Source organism: Duncaniella sp. B8, from assembly GCF_005304985.1.
GTDB lineage: Bacteria > Bacteroidota > Bacteroidia > Bacteroidales > Muribaculaceae > Duncaniella > Duncaniella muris.
On record NZ_CP040121.1, the window covers coordinates 112,276 to 131,336 of the forward strand.

A 19,061-nucleotide genomic window follows, 5' to 3' on the forward strand; every position below is an offset into this window, starting at 1 on the left:
AGTTTTATATTCCTTCTTCTTGAACAGCTATTAGATTAAAGAAATTCGTATCGGGGAACATCTGATATACCTTTATTTCAGGATTGATCTTCTTTGCAAGACAAATTACTCGGTCTCTATCGGTATTGCTAATGTTAACACCTAAATATATTGAATCAAAACATTCCGGCCCTATTTTTATAAAGGACCTGACTTCTTTCCAATTAAGCTCATTTTTATCTTGTTGAAAAGGTAATAAAGCCATAAACATTGGGGAGGGTTTGAAAATATACAATCTCACTTCTTGTTCATGTTCCCAGGCTTTTGCTTTAGTAAATATTTGATAATTGAAAAAATCTTTATAGTCACGAAAGTAATCCGGCTTTTTTATGATATCTCTATAATTAACTTCCTGACCTTGCGTAGTTACCATCAGACCATATCCAACATGAATATATTTTTTTACATACTCCATATTAATACCTATGCAGACTCCCATATGTTTATTATAATAGCTCCACATTAACAGAGAATCGTATACTTTAGATAAACAGCAAATCCATAAATCGTTCCTATTATTTATGTATCTATTAGATTCTAAATCTTCAATTACTTTTGCATCCCATATTTTACATTTTTCAGATGGCACTTTAGAAAAGTCAATCAAGTTTGGATGACAATCAAACGGGTCATTAAATGTAGCCGCGTTAGCATACATCAAATTACTATGATGTAGCATCATTATAGCGCCGTTAATATCAAGATATTTATATAGCAGATTGCTCATCCGAAAATTCTACTAACTGTTTGTGATATTGTTAATGTCAATGACTACATTCGGGTTTATATAAACCATCTAGACGAAATAAGCCTACTTGTTTTTTTTCTCCCATATCTTTACTAACATGGAATTTAAATTTTTTGAACTGGTGAAATCCGATAAAACATCTTTGGAATAGCCTAAAGAAATAAGCGTTTCGACTACGCCCACTCTAAGCTTTTTGCAATTGTCCCAGTTTTGCCAAAATGGTAAGGACGCAAGATATGGAGATAATGCAGCCCACTCATTTTCGCTAATATTGTTCTTTGACAAAGAATTGTGAATCTTAACGAATGACAACTTTAACATTGCTAATGAAAGATTATCTTTCCAATTGCGGGCCAATGCAAACATGAAGATATAATTTCGGAGACTCTTAAAAACATTAGACGATTTATAAAAAGCTTCCCATACACCACTCCCCATAGATTTAACTAGGTAACTATTAGCGTTAAAACTTGTAACTAAATAATCAGTAGTTCTATTAGACAATCTATTTTTTCCTATCAACCATGTTAATGTTTCTTTTGGATGGTTAGATACAAAAGTAATCCAATGTGAATTATTTGTGATGGTTCCATTGTCAATGTTGTCCATTAACAAATTTACTAGATTGGAGTTCTTATTATGAAGAACTTTCATCTGTGCCATTGTGATAGCAATATTATTGGAAATCATGGACACGGTTAGTTTTGACCAATCTAAATCAATATTTGACTCGTCAGTAAGCACAAGTGCCAATATTTCATTAATTCTTGCATCAACTAAATTCATCCAATAATCCCCTGATAAAATATCGTGATTTATTGTAGCCAATCGGATGAATACATTCCAATTATTAGTAAATAAACGCGTAATCCACTCTTTGGGCAAATGTCTGGAAGCATATTCTAAAAGCCAATTACCTTTACAATTAATCTTTACTTCTTCTGAAGATAATTGTTCACAGATTGCAGTATAATTTTCAAATGATGATAGTAGATATGAGGAAGCATTTTGATTGAAATTAATCGATTCCCAATTAACAAAAATCTTATCTTTTAAAGTAGTCAATATCTCATAATAATCTAATTCTTCGCAAAAAAGTAAAGCTGTATTTTTTCCAAAAAACAACTTTTTTAAAGTTGAGCCTTCATAAGATGAGGGGAAACAACGAGTAATAGTTTCAACTATATCTGAATACGTAAGTTCTTTGGAAGCGTTGTTATACGCATTTTCCAAAGCGCTTACCAAAGCAATAACAGAATACAACTTATTAGGGTCTGACTCAATATCATCAGAGAAAAACCTAATAAGGTCGGGAAGAGTAGAACTACCCTGTGTAATGGAATCAGAAATATGGTGCAGTTGTTCGGAGTAAGCTACAGGTATTTCACATTCTTTAATTAAACCGAAAACTGAGTTTATACCGGAACAAAAAATTAAATTAAAAGAATATGAATCATTCTTCTTATGAGAAGACCACCCGCTACATGCAGTTACGTTTCTTAATATTCCCAATGGAAGGTGTTGAAGTATAGAAAGAAGTAATGTTCTATAATACCTCGATGGTTGTATGATAGGAATAATCACTTTACCAGACAAAAGTGATAGGGTATAATATGCACTTTCTATAATGTCTTTCTCTCCAGACATCTGGATTGAGCCATCTTTTATTGGTTCCTCTTTCGTGGAGATTTCAAGAGGAAGGAAGTAATTGTATTCTGAACCATCAGGACGATGAAAATAACATTCAAGCGCTGCAAAATTAAATTCATCCCCAAGATCATCTATGGGAATAATTAATGAATGGGTCCAGACACTCCCCGGTCTTTCAGCCTCTTGCGCATACCAGGTTTTTGCCACCACGTAATGAGTGCTGTCTCCTAATGGATAACAAGTGAGATACGACATATCGCCGTCTACGCCACCATCATATTCCGACCAGTCACTGAAAAGCAACATTTTATTCTCGCTTTCTATTGGGAGGGAAAGTGAGGAGGCTAACTTGTGATGGCCATTCTTGTAACCATGAAGGGACTGATGTATAATCATATTTATCAAGATATCAAATCAAGTATTTTTGTAAGATCATACCCCCGTTCATTATTGATTACTGACCATGAACGTGTATTGTTCATGGTTCTTTCTGAAAGTTCTTGACGAAGGTTTTCAGCATATTCCGCACCTTGGGCACTTACGCCAATTACTTTAGTCTTCGGGAGATAGTGTCTGATGTAATTATATAGCACCGGTGCTTTTTCCTTTAAAAAAGTATCAGGCAGATAATTATCATCATATCTATCCCAAGCGGAGATTCCAATTACAACAGATTCCCATCGAACGCACTTAAGGAGTTCTTTAAGTAATAGTAAATTTTTTACTTGGGAAGTCGTTAATTCTAATGAAAAAGGATGAATGGGTAAATTTTCCCTATTTTCTACTTCAGTAACAAAGGCTTCTTCTAAGGCATCTAATTCAAAGTCTTTAATAAGAAAAATTAGAGCATTCTTTTCCCCTCCCCAATGATTTAATATGTCAGATTGCTTTGATATAAGTCTTTCAAAATCTTCACCGGCATAATCCGGAATAGATATAGTTATCTGAGGTCCGACTTCCTTTTTAAGAGAAAACTCGAATGTCTCTGAATTTCCCAGTGCCGTCCTATTAACTGGAGTTAGGGATAACCACGGCTTGTATAATTTCGCTAGTGGAGTTAAGTCCTCTGGCCTATCTACAAACGAATAACTGCATTTCCCCATCTTTATAGCATAGGCAAGAGCCCCAATAAGGGTAGACTTGCCTGAGCCTATAAGACCTGCAATAAGAACGTTGACGTTAACCATTTTTTTTCTGTTTTATGATATTATTGACCCAATCAATCCCTTCGTAATCACGATCATTATGAGTAATTGCGGTCGTATCGAAGTTGACTATTTCAGAGAATAATTGTTTAAGTCCTTTACTATTCGCTATATTATTTGAAACAATTCTTTTGCTCACAATGTTATTGAGAGGAAATTTCTCTTTTATCAAAGCCTCAATTGTATCACTACTCTTTTGGAATTGAGTAGACAATTCAACGGCATCAATCTTATTAAACACAATTAAAATCTGTGCAGATTTTTGGATGGCTTGTGCCTGTTGAATATTGGTTAATAAGTCAGAGAGAGTATCTGAAAATTCCATCATTTGAGCACAATCTACAAGAATTGTGCTATCCACAAATAGCAGAATATAGTCAGAATGCTTCAGCAATAGATGATCGTTAATCTTGTTTTTTTGATTTGCACAATCTATATAGTCCTCTCCCGATCTATCAGTGACAATGATAATTTTTTCTCCATCTTGTGGATGGGTGAATCGCAAGGTGAGGATATGTCCCTCTCCTCGTAAAGTCCTCTTGGTCTGAGGAGCACTGTTCTCATCCAATACCGAGCACCGTCTCATATAAATTCTACGCTCAAAGCCCACAAATGTATCAGAATCAACAAAACTAAATTCATCAAGCTTACCTTCGTTCAATAAGATCTGATAAATCGTTGCTATAAAGCAAGTTTTGCCATATGCAGGGAACCCTATGATAGAAACAACTGTAGGCTTTTTATCATAGTGTAGACTGTTAACGGAACTTTCATCCTTAATAGCGTCTCCGGAAAACGTTCCGTCAATTTGTCCATTTGTATTTGTTGTAGATTCCTTAGAAATAGAATCTCCTACATTGTCCTTTACAAAATTAGTTAAATCGCTCATATCTCAGTTTGCTCGATTAAACGTTCAACAAGAAGTTCGTAAAACAGGTAAATCCCAAATTCATACACGCTGAAATGCATCTCTAATAGTTGGAGCCCTTCTGGTACGACATCGTTGTTGAGAAGCCGCAAAATTATAGATGAATTTGAAAAGACCCCATCCTCAGAGTATTTGGGTAGGACTGTTATGATATTCTTAAGTTTCTTTCGTTTTGCAACTTTGCTACCAAGACCTTGCTTTAGATAATAAACAATGTCGCACGGTGAGAGTGGAGATTTGATAGTATCTACAATATACTTAACAATATTATAGGTAGTTAAGAATTCATCTTCCTCATTCCCATGTTGAATTTTTGAAATAAACTTTTCAACATAATACAAAGACGCTTCTTGCGCTAATTCGCGCAAACTAGATACATCGGAGGCTGTAAGTTCGCTGATATCAAAATCATCATTGAATATCCTTTCTGCCAAATCATCAGCAGATCCAGTTGTAGACGTTCCTTTGGTATGTATGAGTGAGGATAAATGATGTTTATATATACTTTTTACCTCAACAGGATTAGGTATACTGTAGAAATCCTGTTTTTTTATGACAAGAAAGTTCATAAATACAGTAGTTGAGATTGCCTGAGTAAGCTCAGTGACATCATCTGTATCCATGATTATTTTCCAAACAATAAAGAATGCGATACGACGTAGCACATTTTCAGGAAGAATGATTGTAGGAGAACTTTCCGCTATCTTCAATGAAATGTGTTGTCTGTATGTGTGGGAAATTTTACCTCCCAAATAACATAGAGAGAGTTCTTCTACAATTTCATATACACGTGTGAGGTCGATATAAGAGACCGCCGCCTCTTCCAACATGCTTATTGTTGAATCGGAATATGGAAGCGCTGAGGCCCCCTCTAATAGTTTTTTTAATATTATACTCATGCCATTATTTCACTAAAGACCACAATGTAGCATACTTATGCTGGTTGTCAACAGTTTCAAGAAAATGGAAACAATTCTCATGGAGGGAAATATTGTCGTTATATGTATATATATTCATGCGTTTGATAACTGATTTCTGATCATGAAAATTAAGGAAGCGTAGACGTATTTGCCGTTTTGAAACATCAGGTGGAAGTCTTTCTGTCAATGATTTTTGTTTATTGTCATTGCTCCATCTGCTCGGAGTTCGATGTAATTGTGTCTTGAAGGAATGACCTTCGGAATCAAGAGTTTCAAACCCTTCAGATTCTGGTCTATATCTTTGAACGCTTAGATTAGCCTGCAAGAAGTCTTTTCCGTTTTCATCTGAAGTCACATTTAATTCCAATATATTGTATACCGAGAAATATTCGTCTCCGCCCTCTGAACTGGTTTGAGGCTGAAGAGCACCAGACTGAATGTGAAGACATTTATCTTCCCAGCATACAGGCTTATGCAGATGTCCAAAAATTTGGATTGGATAATGTTTATCCATAAATGTGGAAATTGACTCGGAATGAACAATTCTGTCCAATGGATGATGCATCATGGCTATGTTGATAGTCCCCGAGATATCAACAAGGGCGTGGTACCCAAGCATAGGCAAAAACAATTTGTGACCTAATCCATGATCATCTTCATCAAACCAATCACTATTGAGACAGGTATTGAATCCATAAAGCACAACTGGATACTCATTAAGAACCCCAATTTCTTGTTTATAGTAGGCCTTATCATTTTCCTCATCAAATACAGAATCTTCAGAACTTGTTAATTTGCACATTATAGAATCACAACAATCCATTTTGATAGCAAATTCTGCATATTCTCTAAATGGCGAGTATAATGCTTTGCAAGCTTCCTTATCACGGATTAACAAATTGAGGTATAGTTTTGAAGAATGCTCATGATCCGCTTTTTCAGAACTAAGTCCTTGGTTTATTAGATGTCTAAGTTCCGCTCTTACAGCGTTTAAGTTTTTGTCATGGTTGCCAGGAACCACATAAATTCTTTCATAAGCGCAACCAGATACATCACATAATTGATGAAAAAACGTTAATGCCTTATCGTATTCCGATTCCACTCCTTTGTATGCAATGTCGCCACTTACCAAAATGACGTCAAAGGCACCGTTGACAAGCTTGTATCCTTCAATATCTTGTAAAAATGCACGCCTAACCTGAGCATGAGAGTCGTGCTCAGCAGGCAGAGAAAGAAAATGTATATCCGATAGAAGTAATATTTTAAGTTTATTCTGCATTTTGGGCGTTTTTATTTACGGGATCAGATGATTCATCTATATAATCGTTCTCTACTTGGTGGTATGCGTATTGTACTTCAGGCTCCTGCGCAATTAATTTCTCATCATTCTTCTCATAAAAATACGATTGTGATTTAGCTATGACATTCTGGAGCTGGGAGTAACTCCAAATTTGGTTTGCCATGCGAGGCACGATGCCCTCGGTGCAACGGCGTTCGAGCGGATGGTAAGAGCCTATCTTGATACGAAGTGTTGGATAATTCGGGATTGATTGCCCGTCCTTCATTACCTTTGTGCGTGTCCCGAACGAGATGCGCTCAATGTCATAATATCCGTCGGTTGTGTTGTCGATAAGAGGCAAAAGGTACTTGGCTTCGGAAATGTCACCTCCTGGCATATTAAGCATAACATAAGTAGCACCCTCTGCCTCATGATTGTAGAACAGTTGATAAAGTTTTGCGACATTTTTTCGACCGTCTTCTCCAGTTTCTTCCTTGCGCACAAGACAGGTAAGGAATTTACCCATACCATCAGGACTATTTACTATACCTTTATCTTTTCGCTCTTTTTCTAACTGAACGGTCGGGTCTTTACCGAGTTCGACAGGAACAACATAAAAGTTTTCGCCGAGCAATGCCCGAAGTCGTTTGTTGTCTTCAGGATATGATTTATCTAACGCAAGTGAGAAATGATTCTGATTCTCGTATGGTCGGAATGTCTTGCCGAGGGTATCTTGAAAGTGCGCTTTGAAGTAGTCCGAAGCATTGACATCAGGGTGTGCTGCCAATGCGTAAAACTCAAATTTTTCTTTGAGCATATCCTGCACGGCACGACGGAACTTGTCACGAACGCTGTGTCGCCATGTAGCTTTTGTCCCAGCATTATTTCGGGCGTAAAGTGCAAGTACAAATAGGAAGTTGACATCGTAATGCGAGAGCAGCAGCGTGTCGCGGTCATATAGTCGGTTTTTGAACTGACGGCTGACAGGCGGCTGATTGGGATGTGGCTCGGTATAGTCTTCATACGACAATGTTTTCTTGTCGATAGAAGCAGAAATGAAGAAATTGGGGATAACATTGTAGCCCTCGGTAACTTCATCGAATAGTTGTATGCGCTCGAATGGGTCGGCCATGTTCGGCTTGTGTGGCTTGCCATTGAGCCATATATCAAGATTCCATTGGATTACATTACGCGCATAGGTGCGCTGTTTGTAGATGGATTCCTTACCGAGCGAGTTGCCGATTTTATAATACTTCGAGTCGCCAATGTAGTATATATCATCGTCGGCTTTATCGTCAATGAGCAGACCGTCGTAGGTATAGAAGTGGTCGACGAGCTTACCATCGTCTTGTTCTTTCAGGCCATGCGGTATGTCAGTATCACCGATAAGTTCGTCAATCATCGCCTCGAATACGATGTGGAAGGATTTCACAAGCAGGTATTCGCTTTGCGAGGTATTGACGCGGATTTTGTATGTCTTATCAAAGAAGGCATAGCACAAATCCCACAGTTTGACGGCGGTGTCAGAGAAATATTTATACTTTATCTGACGCAGGCGTGTGCGCCCGAATCCGTCAAGGTATCGCTTGAACTTGGCACCGGTGATGAGCTTGAAACCGAAGTTTATGTTTGAGCGGAAGCCGTATGTGTCCGAGATGTATTGCAGAATTGAGAAGAAGATCACAATGAGCTCTTCATCGAAATTCACCTGACGCTTTTTGTTGACCGGGTTAAGGTAGGTCGGGCTGCTGTCCTGAACAATGGCGGTAGTCCGGGCAATGGTCTTGCCCCAGTTTATCTTGTTGAAGCCGGAGTGCAGGTTCTTCAGTATGAAAGTGAAAAACTGCTGATTTTCCTTGTTGAAACGGATGAGCGACAGGATTACGTCAAGGAGCGTGTTGCTCTTTTTCTTGTGCGAGCCTTTCCCCTCGTCTTGAATCTGGCGGTGGAGAACGATTTCGTTCTTCTCGTGCGAGTCGTTGTAGACTATTATTGCGCGGTGAATCCACACGGCAAATTCATAGAGGAACTTACGGTGCTTCTCGTCCATCTTCGCATTGTCAAGGTGGATAAGGTCTTTCGGCTCATATTCGCCAAAGACCAATCCCTGCTCGTCGATAAGCACTTTGGGGAGAATGAAAACTATGTCGCGAACTTTGGGGTGCGGATTGTAATAATACCCAACGTAGCTGACCGACACTTTCTGTTCAACGTCTTGCAGGGTAAAAAGCCCGTCAAGCACGTTTTCAACGTCGGCTACGTTATACTGGTATTCTTCAATCAGTAGTTTCATTATGAAATACGACTAATATGGATATCCCAATCATTAGCCTTAGAAATCAACTTATCCATGTGTTGTTTTCTAAGTTGAGCAGAAACATAGAATTTACGTCCATCAGCAGTGATGAATACTTTTGAGGCTCTATTCTTAGACATATCTGTCCTTTCAGCAAATACTTGTTCAGTTTCTAGAGCATGCTTAGGCAACCCAAAGCTATTCCACACTTGAATAGCTTCTTCCGTTGAGATATCAGGATACTTCTCAAAATATTTTTTTAATACGGTCAGAACTGTGTCAATCATCGAAGAAATTTTTTCTCCGTCTACCATGAAAGTAGGTTGAACCCATTCGCCTTTCTCGTTTTGAATTTCGCCGACATGTTCAAGATCCTCGACGACATCAAGATTGAAGTTGTCGATGAAATTCCCGAGGGCCTCAGGATCTTCGAAGAAATCGGTAAAGCAGAATGAACGGTTAGCTTTCTTATTCTTGAAAAGCTCGCTCGACACATCAAAATCCTTAAACACGTCTGTCCAAAGATAGAACAATACCTTGTTCAAGAATACTTCTTCTGAAATAATGCCGGTGGTATTATCAGCCTTGGCAAAGAAATATCCCATCTGCTTGTCCGACGATTCGGTAAGCGTATATATTTCTGGATTGATTTTGCTAAGGAACTGCCCCCATGAATAGATGTTGTCTCCAATTTGGAATTTCCAATCTATTGGTTGCTGCGTTTTCTTATCGATTGGGTGGTACTCAATGGGCATATACTTCCAATTCCAACGACGTTTGAAAGCGGAGTCGATGGGGAAAAGCGACTGGTCGCTGGTGTTCATTGTAGCCCAGATATAAAGATTGGGCGGCAGGAGTAGAAGTTTGCCGTTGAGAATGTCTTGACCGACAGCTTGTGTCTTGCCGTTATCTTTGTGCAAAACAAAAGCACGGATAGTATCTTTCTGGTCGTCAGAAAGAGAAGCAAAACCTTTATCATCGCCACTGAGGAACTGCGTTATGTCCTCGTCTGCATGAATGGCATATGACGAGCTACCCGCATTGCTACGGTCAAGCAGTTGGAAAAGGTCGCCGAAAATCTGAGCGCAGTTGCCACGATTTATTTCCTCGATTATGAGGAAATAAGGTGTGTCGAGATTGCTCCATGCTGCCACGTATGCTTTCAGGAAAGCCTGTGGCACATATTTATAGACAATCTTGCGCTCTGTACCGGGATGTTTTTCTGTCTTTGTGAGATATTCTCCGTAACTGCCCTCCTTTGTCTGATAAGTGGCTGAAATGGGTACGTCCTCCATCGTAGGTTTATAAGCGCCCACAAACGAAGCATAGTCGCTGTCAGGGTGGAATGTAGTGCGTACCGAGTTCCCATCGTCGGTCTTATCGTCGATGGTGAACGATTTGCCGGTTCCCGGCGCCCCATAGTATATTTGCTGGAGTGATTCTGCTATGGGCTTTAAGGTCTCGTTCTTTTCGTTGTTGAAATTATCGAAAAAACTTTGTTTATCAGATCTGTCCATTCGATATATTATTGGGGTTGGGTCTATGTCTGTTATATTTAGTTTGCCTTCTGAAGAAAACGTCAGAATGCGAGAATAGTTGTTGATATAATTGCGGATTATGTCATCATTATTCTTGGCTTCTTCTTTGAAACATGCGAGACAGGCATCATGATAATTGCAATTTGGATGTGCCTTCACATATTCATATAGCGTTTTCAAGAAGAAAGTGGGGCACTCAATATCGTTAAATCCTTTTTTACTGATATACGGATTCGGTATATAGTAGCGTGGAAGCCAATGGTACAGATATTCTTCAGCTTCTTCCGTTGTTATATTATGATCAAACCGTGGATGGAAATACCCATCATCGGATTCATAATACAACCCCAGTTGACACGCCAGTTGGTAGGGCGTCCTAAAAAAGTCGCCATCCCATTGTGTTGACATAATGTCCCTAAAACGATCTGAAGACATTACTTCATGTGGCATTGAGTTCACTAACTCCACCACAGTTTTAGGAGTGCCATTTCTCCATCGACAAATTATATCAGCCATAAGATTGTCGTTATTCGATTATACCATATTGTGTGATATCCATTTGCTTAAGAATGGCTATCAATACATCTACAACAATACTATTGCCAGCCTGTTGATAGGCGGATGTGTCAGACACGACTATCTTAAAAGAGTCTTTGAAACCCATCAAACGCAGACATTCACGAGGAGTTAATTTCCTTATGCGCCCTTTGTGAGTTACATAGTTATCAACGCCTGCTCTGTGCATTTTATGCATTGACTGAAGTAAAGGACGCGCTACATCCAAATCTGTCTCGGTTGAAGTCTTGAAGTTCTTAGTGCCTCCTGCCAATACGTATTTGGCAACTTTCTCGGAAAGATAATACTTCTCCTCAACATCTCTAACATCGAAAATGAACTCGTCGAAATCTGTATTATGTTCTGTTAATTCAGAATCTGGATGAAATACAAAATCACCATGCCAATTGAATTGTTGGTTTCTTTTTTGACATAACTGAATGTCTCCATTGATTTGAGTATAACTCTTCATCCGATTTTTGTGACTGGTGACGAATTTAACTCCCTTTTCTCTAAGAAAATACTTTGTATCAATGAAGTCTTCGAGGAAATCGTACATGCGATACTCCAAGTCTATAGGAGCTGGATATTCAAAATCTGTTTTCTTTTTGAATCCGAGGCAGTAAATTCTCTCCCTATGCTGAGGAATGCCGTAGTCACAACTGTTGAGGACTCTGAATTTTACATCATAGCCCAGTTCTTCAAAAATGTCATGTATAACATGCCATGTTCTGCCCTTATCGTGATTAAGCAGACCTCTTACATTTTCAAACAAGAAAACTTTAGGCTGGGTTTCTTTTACCACGCGGGCAAATTCATAAAACAGGGTACCTCTGGCATCTTCGAATCCTAAACGATGCCCCACCATAGAAAAAGCTTGGCAAGGAGCACCCCCAACAACGATGTCAACTTTCCCAGCATACTTCCTTGCATCAAAATCGCGAATATCAGTAAACCAATCATCCTCGCTGATTTCATAATTAGCGAAATAGCTCTGTTTGCATTTGGCATCAATATCCCCGGCAAACATTATCCTATGCTTTAGACCAAGCCGCTGGAAAGCATGTTCAAAAGCCCCAATACCTGAAAATACTGTTCCGATGCGGACTGTATTTTCTGGATGAGAGAACGGCAACTCCTTCCATGAAGTACCTTTTGACAGAGGAGTAGGCTGAATGTCTTTTTTTTCAAGGTTTTCCGTACGTTTCTTAATTATACGTTTTACCTTAGTGATTTTTTCAGACTCTTCCTGTATATCTTTAGTGACAGTAGCCATTAGAATTGATTAGAGCGATTATTCGGGCATTCTTACAAGTTCTTGAATCTGCACATCAAGGAGCTCGGCTATCCTGAGAAGGGTGTCGAGACTCGGTTGAATTGTGTTAGTACACCATTTGGAGACTGTGGCGGGGTCTTTACCGAGCTGTTCGGCAAGCCATTTGTTGGTCCGCTTCTTCTCCACAAGCATGACTTTGATTCGGTTTATATCTTTGCCCATGATGTTTTGTCCTATTCATTAATGCAAAGTTAACGAATTTTTCCGAGAAGTCAGTCATGCTATGCCATAAAATTGAAAGGACATTTTAAGAAATTGCATTTCGTGCAATGAAATATTATCTGGAATAGTCAGCTTCTGGTTCTGCCGCCATTGGCACCTCGGTCTCTTCAAAGCTATAACCGATTCTATCAGCCGATGTAATGCTATTATAAATCTTATTGAGTGTGACCTCGCGGTTTGCCTTGTTGCGCAGTTCACACTCCCATACACGAATTACTTTCCATCTCAAATCAAGTAACGCCTGCATTGATTCTCTATCGCGCTCAATGTTGCGCTCAATCTTCTCCTTCCAGAACTCGACATTGGACTTTGGCAACCGGAAATACTTGCATCCTTCATGGCCGTGCCAGAGGCATCCGTTGACGAAAATGACTGTCTTATATTTTGGCAATACTATATCCGGATTACCCGGCAACTTTTTGACTTGAACACGGAACCGCAGACCACGAGAGAAAAGATACTTCCGCACAATTATCTCAGGCTTCGTATCCTTCCCCTTTATCGCCGCCATATTGCGACTTCTCTGCTCGGGTGTCTTCACATCAGCCATAATATTTTATTTGGCACTGTCGGGATTAGACATTTGAGAGGCGATCTTATTCAAAGTCTTTGAGATTTCTTCTAATGATACTTGGACTGTCTTATGGTTGGAAACAGAATGAGGTTTAACTAACCCTAAGACTAAATCTTCCATAGAATCTTCAAGCGGACTTTGAACAAGCATATTTATTCTCTTTACAAACGTCTTGATAGGAATCACTGCATGAAGATTATACTTATCGTTGTACTTAACATCAACAATAATATCGAAATCTTTATCACACCATTCTTTATTTATATCTTCACACCAACCAATCATACTATTCCAAGCCTTTCCTGCTGCAATATAGACAGGATTCTGAGATGTGTTGATATACATATTTTGAAATTTGCTGTCAAGACTCTGGATTAATTCATCTCCAAAGTTTATACATACATTAGAGGCATCATATCTGCTGGGATTTGAGACTTGCAAAAAGAAAGCTTTCTTATATACTATTATTCGACAAGTAAGATGGGGACGATGTTCTTCTTCCCATTGTCGTTTCATCTCCTCTAACTGCATCTTATTTTGTTTAAGAGTATGAATGGTTACAATAATCATCGCAAATGATGCTAACGCACCAATGAAGCTGCTCCAAAAAGATAACCACGTTTGTGGTTCTCCTATAATTGGTAAACCACATGGAATTTGGAGAATAAAATTCAATGCGACGGGTACTAATAATAGCCCGATAATAAGTATGAGATATTTGATTTTCATCTTGTTCATATGTCTGTTTTATATTCAAAATTACTAATAAAATCTGAGTCTGCAAAGCAAACCCGCGAAAGATAAGATTAAAACGCCCCGGCAAGAAGGAGAGTCTTATCGGGGCGTTGGTCAAAGGGTTATGGGCGTATTAGCGGATGGAATCAGAGGCGGATGCAGGCGATGCGGCAGCCGGGGACTTGGCTGGTGGCGAGGGGCTGGCAGTCTTCGTCGGCGAAGTGGAGGAAGCCGTGCGACTTGGCGGTCTGTTTCAGCCAGTGGATGAAAGCTTTCATCTCGGCGCGGATGACCTCCTGTGCGCCTCGGAAGCTGATGCGGATGATTATGAGTGTCATATCAGGGATTCCGAGATGGCCTCCGGAGCGTTCCCATAGGCGGAGCTGAATGGCGCGGTCCTCGCCGAAGTAGTGGATGCAGGCTCCGACGGAGTTCCAGTCGAGAGTGGCATCATCGGGGTTGGCTCCGAACACTTCGGAGATATAGGAACGGAAGTTCAGGAAGAAGTCCACGATGGCGTCGTGGGTTGAGGATTTGATTTCTTGCATTGTCGGATAGGGCGTTAAAGGGTTAAACAAGCGATTTTGCATCCGGGTACCTGATTCGGTGCGTCCGTGGGGCCGTGGCTCTCGTCGGCGATGTGGCGGAATCCGTTAGCTTTTGCCGCATCGCGTAACCATAAAGATACGGTATCGGCTTCTGCCTGAGGTTTCGCCACGAGCCCGGAGATGTGGAACACGGAAACGATGACGGTCATGTCGGGTATTCCGAGATGTCCGTTGGAATGCTCCCATAGACGGAACTCGAAGGCCCAGTTCTGTCCATGGTAGCGTGCGGTGGCGCCGACACAGTTCCAGTCAAGTGTGAGCTGGTCGGGAATTGCTGAATAGTTCTCTACCATGAATTCGCAGAAGTCATAGTAGAAGGCCTTGATGCTCGTCTGAGCACCTGCCGAGATGGGATTGAAAGAATTTGATTGCATTGTTTGTTGAGTTTGAGGTTTGTGAATTACCAAAGTAGATTGCCTGATTCCGGTGTCCAAGAGTCGGAGGGTCGGAAATAGACGTGGGTACGCTCGGCGCGTTTGCGGCGTTCGAGTCGGATAGTCATTTCTTTTATGCTGTCCTGCTCCTGACGGTTGCCCACCATCATCGCCTCTTCGCGGAGCATCATGTTACGGATGCCCTCAGCGTCGTAGCTGATGCGCTCGTAACGATAGAGCCATTCTACTTTCTGAAGATGTGTGTTCTCCTGATTGAGATTGTAGCACCAGATGCCAAGCCCTATCGAAGTGAGGAATAATACAGAGAAAATGAGATATACCCATTTGGGGGTGGCGAGCCACCACTGACCTGTGACAAGAGATTGCACTTTATAACGCAGGTCGCTTACTACATCATAGAGGGCCTTACGCTCCTTGGCAAACTCCTTACGGAAGCCTTCGTAGAGAGCATCCTTTACCTTTCCGTTGATATTATCGGTCAATATTTTGGCTACTCCATTTGAGAGGCTGTCCGGCAGGGCTGCAAGCATATTATTGACAGTCTCATTGGTTGAAGCTGACGGTAGTTTCTCATCAAGCAGCTTGCCTATGCTTTCGTTGGTCGCAACATTGTCGGGCAACTCAACCAGAATCTTCTGAGGACCAGAAGAAACGGGCGATGCTGTTTGCGATGGAGCTGGATTTGATACCAGCCGGGTGTCTATGCCTACAAGCATATCCTTATTCTCTTTTGCGGTTTTGAGAAGGTCGTCAATCTTCTCGTCTTGTTTCTTGACGAGTGAGTATAAATCTGCCATTACAGTGATCTTCCTTTCTTCTTTTTGGGTTTTCTTTTCATTCTGTTGATAAAGGATTGTTCCTCGGGGTCATAGCCGGGCCCAACCTGAAACAATCCTCCGATAGCCTGACATCCGGTTTCGATTATGCTCTCTACGACATTTGCCACAGGCGATTCCTTAACTTTTGTCGTTACAGAAATCGGTGCCGATTGCTGAGGCTGTGTCTCTCTTATCCCAGCGTTCTTGGCAAAGAATTTGTCAAGACGCTTGTAGGAGAAAGCACGGTCAATCTTCGAGCCGTTGAATGTAAAATCGTCGTCTGAGAAGCGTATGCCCTGCGGTTTGCCTGTGTCGCGGTCGTTGTAAAATTCAACTGTTATACCTGCCGGAGCGAGGCGGCGACGGAATTCGTCCCACGATTTGCAGCGGTACATCGCAGCCTGAATCTTGGGTTTCATCTCAGCTATTGCATCTTCATACAGTTTCTTTTTCGGCGAAAAAGTCAGTCCGTATTTCAGCTTGATTGCCTTGGTAGCATTACGACTTTTGTCGAAATTATTACTTTCGTCGATGGCTTTACCGTGGAGATTGACGCGATTATAGACGATATGAAAGTGCGGAGAGCCGGTTTCGAGATGACGAACTATCAGATATTGCGTATCCCGGATGCCCATACATTCCATATATTCTTTAGCCAACTGAACCATAAACTCATCGGTGAGACGGGGCAAATCTGCCCTGTCGAAACTCACGGCGATATGTCCGATGGGCTTGCTGATTCTCTTGTTGAGACTCGCCCCGATGTCGAAACTGTCCACAATTCGGCGGTAATCGTTGCCGAGAATCCCGTCGGAATCTATCACTCGCCAAGTATCGTCGGTGAACTGTTCCTTGTCGTGAAACTCACGCATAACGTAGCCAACAATATCGGCTGCGGCTCCTTTTGCGAGTATTTTTGCTATCATAACAATGAGGAATTTGAGGTTTTCAACTTGCCGAGTGTGGCTAAAATTCCATCGAGACAAGCCTCGGCTTTTCGCTTTGTCGAGGGCCATGCGTTAGCCTGGCACGCCTTGACTTGAGCGTTCAGATTCTTGCCTTGATACATCAGTTCCCGTATCGCCTCACGTTCAAAATCGGTGAGGCGACCGACAACGGAGAGCCGGAAGACGCAAATTCTAAGCAGCTCGGCAATGCTGACACCGGCAGCCGCAGCTTTGGCTTTCACCTCACGCTCCTCCGCATCGGTAAAATTCACAGAGACTTTTCGGTCTCTCTTATCACTGGATTCTTTCTTTGGTCGCCCACGGAGTTTCACACCGGGAGCGTCCTGATTGAACTTTCTCATTCGTTGGGTTGGGGATGGTGACCGCAGGGAACAGAGAGCGTCCTTCGGGATGCGAGGGGTTTCGGCGGGGGAATTTTTTACCTCCCGAAACATACCCTTGCATCCCCAACTAATCCACTATCGTTTCTTAGTTGTGCGCTGACGATAACCGCTCCCTGCTGTCGGGTTAATACTAACGTTATTTAGTACTGAAGTAGGTACTGAGGTACCAACGTACCTTAGGTGGAAAGGTCGGACTACCGAACGGTCTATGGGTCAGAATGTCGTTAGACCTATGAGATGTCAGATAGAAATTTTTCATAGTTTACGCCAGATTTCGATGTCGTCAGCATATATTGTTAAATGCTCGACCAGGATGGCATTGATATAGCTGCCGACAGTAGAGTCGCGGTCACCGAGGATGCGGGCGATGCGTTCGAGCTTCTCCCATACACTGTCCTCAATGTTTATCGGATGACGCTTTGACAGCTTTGACGGCATGAGATAGGCTGTCTTGAACTCAGCGAAGTCTGATTTGCGCTGTTGCTTGCCGATGCGCTGTTGCTTAGGTGGCTCGGTCGTGTCGGTTGCGGCTGTTGCTTCGGTTGCTGCCTGCGCGTTGTCAAACAGATTGTCGGCGTTGGCAGGTGTGGTGCTGTTAACAGTCTTGCCGCTGTTAACAAGATTGGTGGAGTTGATAGGGTTATCTGATTCCATAATAAAATCGGGATTAAGAGTTGATACTTTGGATTTGGTTGCATCGGTCAACTCGGTTGACTTAAATGCTGGTGTTGACGGAGCTTTCTTCGCAGTCATTGTTTTTCAGTATTTGAGGTTTTGTTGATTGCATCAGTATCAGGGTCATACCGTTCAACTGACACGAGAGTGAGTTGCAGGTCGTCAATGAGTTTCTGTAACATCGGATTATTTTTAATCATGGCTTGCAGCACGGCTTGGTCAGGCTCGATTTGCAGGAGGTAGTCTGCTATGTCAAGCCCTGCTGTTCGCTCGTTATCGGTGGCAACTTCTTCAAGAAAGTTGAAGATGCTTGCCTCGATACCGAGATTGCGGAGCAAACTAAGTTTCTGCCGCCATTGGTCGGTCGCGCCGATGTCGGGATACAGAATTACCTGACGGCCTCGGAGAACGCGGAGTGCATCAGTATTGAAGCACCCATTTTTCCCGCCGGAAGCGAGCCACACATATTCGGGCAGATAGTAAGCTGCCACAAGTGCGGTCTTTTCGCTCTCGACAATGGCAACAGGCTTGCCTCTGTTCATCGGCAAGAGATGTTCTCCGAAAAAACACTGATGCAGATTGAAATCAGGCAGTCGGAGCAACGAATGAACCCATGTAACATGGTTGAACGGTTTCTTCACGCGCTTACCTGTCTCGGCATCGTAGAGCATTACCTTTCCGGCGCGGACGCTGCCGTTGATGTCGGTTTGCCAAAACACGCATGACCCCGGCCAGTGCTTCGATGTGCCGACGCGATAATCTTTCATCAGCAGGAGAGCGTCCTCGGCTCCGAACTTGGAGCGGAGGAAAAGATAGAGGTTGTTCTTCTCATATCCGTGCAGAGTCTGTGCAACAGTCTCTGACGCGATGAAGGATGTCGGCTTTCGCTGCTCGGTCGGCTTGGCTCGCCATGCTGACGGAGCTGTGAAATCGGAGTGTAATGGCTTAGCCTCCGGATTACGTTCAAAATATTCCTTCGGTGTCAGGTGGTAGCCGCAGCTCTGCTCATGGTCGCATCTGCCAACATCATCAGGAAACGATATTTGTTTCTCGGTGTCGATATAGCGGCTAAAACAGCGTTTATTGTGGCAGGCAGGGCAAGAGTGACGGCTTCCAACCCCTTTATAGGGCTGGAGAATGAATCTATGATTATTCATAGCATTAATTATGAGATTTGTGTGGTGCAGTT

At 41.7% G+C, this 19,061-nt stretch carries 19 protein-coding genes; all 19 read right to left on the reverse strand.

Going from position 1 to position 19,061, the window contains the following annotated elements; genetic code table 11:
* Positions 1–4 precede the first annotated feature (4 nt).
* Entirely contained in the window at positions 5–766 is a 762-nt protein-coding gene (locus FDZ78_RS00615) for a DUF2971 domain-containing protein (RefSeq protein ID WP_240740309.1), read from the reverse strand.
* Positions 767–850: 84 nt separating this feature from the next.
* Complete coding sequence (locus FDZ78_RS00620; RefSeq protein ID WP_136408891.1) at positions 851–2,833, reverse strand: hypothetical protein; 1,983 nt, start codon at positions 2,831–2,833, stop codon at positions 851–853.
* Positions 2,834–2,838: 5 nt separating this feature from the next.
* Positions 2,839–3,624 carry an ATP-binding protein gene (locus tag FDZ78_RS00625; protein WP_136408890.1) on the reverse strand — a complete coding sequence of 262 codons (786 nt, stop codon included), beginning with the start codon at positions 3,622–3,624 and terminating at the stop codon, positions 2,839–2,841.
* A complete protein-coding gene (locus FDZ78_RS00630; protein ID WP_136408889.1) occupies positions 3,617–4,531 on the reverse strand; it encodes a hypothetical protein in 915 nt (304 codons plus the stop codon). The genes FDZ78_RS00625 and FDZ78_RS00630 overlap by 8 nt, the downstream gene beginning before the upstream one ends.
* Entirely contained in the window at positions 4,528–5,469 is a 942-nt protein-coding gene (locus FDZ78_RS00635) for a hypothetical protein (RefSeq protein WP_136408888.1), read from the reverse strand. The genes FDZ78_RS00630 and FDZ78_RS00635 overlap by 4 nt, the downstream gene beginning before the upstream one ends.
* 4 nt (positions 5,470–5,473) lie before the next feature.
* Positions 5,474–6,769, reverse strand: a complete 1,296-nt coding sequence (locus FDZ78_RS00640; protein ID WP_136408887.1) for a metallophosphoesterase — start codon at positions 6,767–6,769, stop codon at positions 5,474–5,476.
* Positions 6,759–9,062, reverse strand: coding sequence for an LlaJI family restriction endonuclease (locus FDZ78_RS00645; protein ID WP_136408886.1), 2,304 nt, complete (start codon positions 9,060–9,062; stop codon positions 6,759–6,761). The genes FDZ78_RS00640 and FDZ78_RS00645 overlap by 11 nt, the downstream gene beginning before the upstream one ends.
* Positions 9,062–11,119: a hypothetical protein gene (locus FDZ78_RS00650; protein ID WP_136408885.1), complete on the reverse strand. Its 2,058-nt coding sequence runs from the start codon at positions 11,117–11,119 to the stop codon at positions 9,062–9,064. The genes FDZ78_RS00645 and FDZ78_RS00650 overlap by 1 nt, the downstream gene beginning before the upstream one ends.
* A 10-nt stretch (positions 11,120–11,129) precedes the next feature.
* Positions 11,130–12,434 carry a DNA cytosine methyltransferase gene (locus FDZ78_RS00655; RefSeq protein WP_136408884.1) on the reverse strand — a complete coding sequence of 435 codons (1,305 nt, stop codon included), beginning with the start codon at positions 12,432–12,434 and terminating at the stop codon, positions 11,130–11,132.
* Between the two features lie 18 nt (positions 12,435–12,452).
* Complete coding sequence (locus FDZ78_RS00660) at positions 12,453–12,656, reverse strand: helix-turn-helix transcriptional regulator (protein ID WP_136408883.1); 204 nt, start codon at positions 12,654–12,656, stop codon at positions 12,453–12,455.
* 115 nt (positions 12,657–12,771) lie between these two features.
* The gene (locus FDZ78_RS00665) at positions 12,772–13,266 is read right to left on the reverse strand and encodes a very short patch repair endonuclease (protein ID WP_136408882.1); all 495 of its coding nucleotides are present in this window, start codon (positions 13,264–13,266) and stop codon (positions 12,772–12,774) included.
* A gap of 6 nt (positions 13,267–13,272) precedes the next feature.
* Positions 13,273–14,019: a hypothetical protein gene (locus FDZ78_RS00670; RefSeq protein ID WP_136408881.1), complete on the reverse strand. Its 747-nt coding sequence runs from the start codon at positions 14,017–14,019 to the stop codon at positions 13,273–13,275.
* A 152-nt stretch (positions 14,020–14,171) separates the two neighbouring features.
* Positions 14,172–14,573 (reverse strand): hypothetical protein, encoded by a 402-nt coding sequence (locus tag FDZ78_RS00675; RefSeq protein ID WP_136408880.1) that lies wholly within the window; start codon positions 14,571–14,573, stop codon positions 14,172–14,174.
* Between the two features lie 14 nt (positions 14,574–14,587).
* Entirely contained in the window at positions 14,588–15,007 is a 420-nt protein-coding gene (locus tag FDZ78_RS00680; protein ID WP_136408879.1) for a hypothetical protein, read from the reverse strand.
* A gap of 26 nt (positions 15,008–15,033) precedes the next feature.
* Entirely contained in the window at positions 15,034–15,825 is a 792-nt protein-coding gene (locus FDZ78_RS00685) for a hypothetical protein (RefSeq protein WP_136408878.1), read from the reverse strand.
* Positions 15,825–16,772: a relaxase/mobilization nuclease domain-containing protein gene (locus FDZ78_RS00690; protein ID WP_168182129.1), complete on the reverse strand. Its 948-nt coding sequence runs from the start codon at positions 16,770–16,772 to the stop codon at positions 15,825–15,827. Before FDZ78_RS00690 ends, FDZ78_RS00685 begins: the two co-directional genes overlap by 1 nt.
* On the reverse strand, positions 16,769–17,155 hold the full coding sequence (locus FDZ78_RS14540; protein WP_136408876.1) for a hypothetical protein: 387 nt from the start codon (positions 17,153–17,155) through the stop codon (positions 16,769–16,771). The genes FDZ78_RS00690 and FDZ78_RS14540 overlap by 4 nt, the downstream gene beginning before the upstream one ends.
* 297 nt (positions 17,156–17,452) lie before the next feature.
* Positions 17,453–17,851: a DUF3408 domain-containing protein gene (locus FDZ78_RS00695; RefSeq protein WP_168182127.1), complete on the reverse strand. Its 399-nt coding sequence runs from the start codon at positions 17,849–17,851 to the stop codon at positions 17,453–17,455.
* 95 nt (positions 17,852–17,946) lie between these two features.
* Positions 17,947–19,029 carry a DUF6371 domain-containing protein gene (locus FDZ78_RS00700; RefSeq protein WP_136408874.1) on the reverse strand — a complete coding sequence of 361 codons (1,083 nt, stop codon included), beginning with the start codon at positions 19,027–19,029 and terminating at the stop codon, positions 17,947–17,949.
* Positions 19,030–19,061: the final 32 nt, after the last annotated feature.

Bases quoted from the DNA above. Each gene is read 5' to 3' on its own strand.
- FDZ78_RS00675 (WP_136408880.1), bottom strand. From the start codon at position 14,573: ATGCAAGAAATCAAATCCTCAACCCACGACGCCATCGTGGACTTCTTC.
- FDZ78_RS00700 (WP_136408874.1), bottom strand. From the start codon at position 19,029: ATGAATAATCATAGATTCATTCTCCAGCCCTATAAAGGGGTTGGAAGC.
- FDZ78_RS00615 (WP_240740309.1), bottom strand. From the start codon at position 766: ATGAGCAATCTGCTATATAAATATCTTGATATTAACGGCGCTATAATG.
- FDZ78_RS00630 (WP_136408889.1), bottom strand. From the start codon at position 4,531: ATGAGCGATTTAACTAATTTTGTAAAGGACAATGTAGGAGATTCTATT.
- FDZ78_RS00690 (WP_168182129.1), bottom strand. From the start codon at position 16,772: ATGATAGCAAAAATACTCGCAAAAGGAGCCGCAGCCGATATTGTTGGC.
- FDZ78_RS00655 (WP_136408884.1), bottom strand. From the start codon at position 12,434: ATGGCTACTGTCACTAAAGATATACAGGAAGAGTCTGAAAAAATCACT.
- FDZ78_RS00680 (WP_136408879.1), bottom strand. From the start codon at position 15,007: ATGCAATCAAATTCTTTCAATCCCATCTCGGCAGGTGCTCAGACGAGC.
- FDZ78_RS00660 (WP_136408883.1), bottom strand. From the start codon at position 12,656: ATGGGCAAAGATATAAACCGAATCAAAGTCATGCTTGTGGAGAAGAAG.
- FDZ78_RS00645 (WP_136408886.1), bottom strand. From the start codon at position 9,062: ATGAAACTACTGATTGAAGAATACCAGTATAACGTAGCCGACGTTGAA.
- FDZ78_RS00640 (WP_136408887.1), bottom strand. From the start codon at position 6,769: ATGCAGAATAAACTTAAAATATTACTTCTATCGGATATACATTTTCTT.
- FDZ78_RS00625 (WP_136408890.1), bottom strand. From the start codon at position 3,624: ATGGTTAACGTCAACGTTCTTATTGCAGGTCTTATAGGCTCAGGCAAG.
- FDZ78_RS00665 (WP_136408882.1), bottom strand. From the start codon at position 13,266: ATGGCTGATGTGAAGACACCCGAGCAGAGAAGTCGCAATATGGCGGCG.
- FDZ78_RS00650 (WP_136408885.1), bottom strand. From the start codon at position 11,119: ATGGCTGATATAATTTGTCGATGGAGAAATGGCACTCCTAAAACTGTG.
- FDZ78_RS00620 (WP_136408891.1), bottom strand. From the start codon at position 2,833: ATGATTATACATCAGTCCCTTCATGGTTACAAGAATGGCCATCACAAG.
- FDZ78_RS00695 (WP_168182127.1), bottom strand. From the start codon at position 17,851: ATGGAATCAGATAACCCTATCAACTCCACCAATCTTGTTAACAGCGGC.
- FDZ78_RS00685 (WP_136408878.1), bottom strand. From the start codon at position 15,825: ATGGCAGATTTATACTCACTCGTCAAGAAACAAGACGAGAAGATTGAC.
- FDZ78_RS00635 (WP_136408888.1), bottom strand. From the start codon at position 5,469: ATGAGTATAATATTAAAAAAACTATTAGAGGGGGCCTCAGCGCTTCCA.
- FDZ78_RS00670 (WP_136408881.1), bottom strand. From the start codon at position 14,019: ATGAAAATCAAATATCTCATACTTATTATCGGGCTATTATTAGTACCC.
- FDZ78_RS14540 (WP_136408876.1), bottom strand. From the start codon at position 17,155: ATGAGAAAGTTCAATCAGGACGCTCCCGGTGTGAAACTCCGTGGGCGA.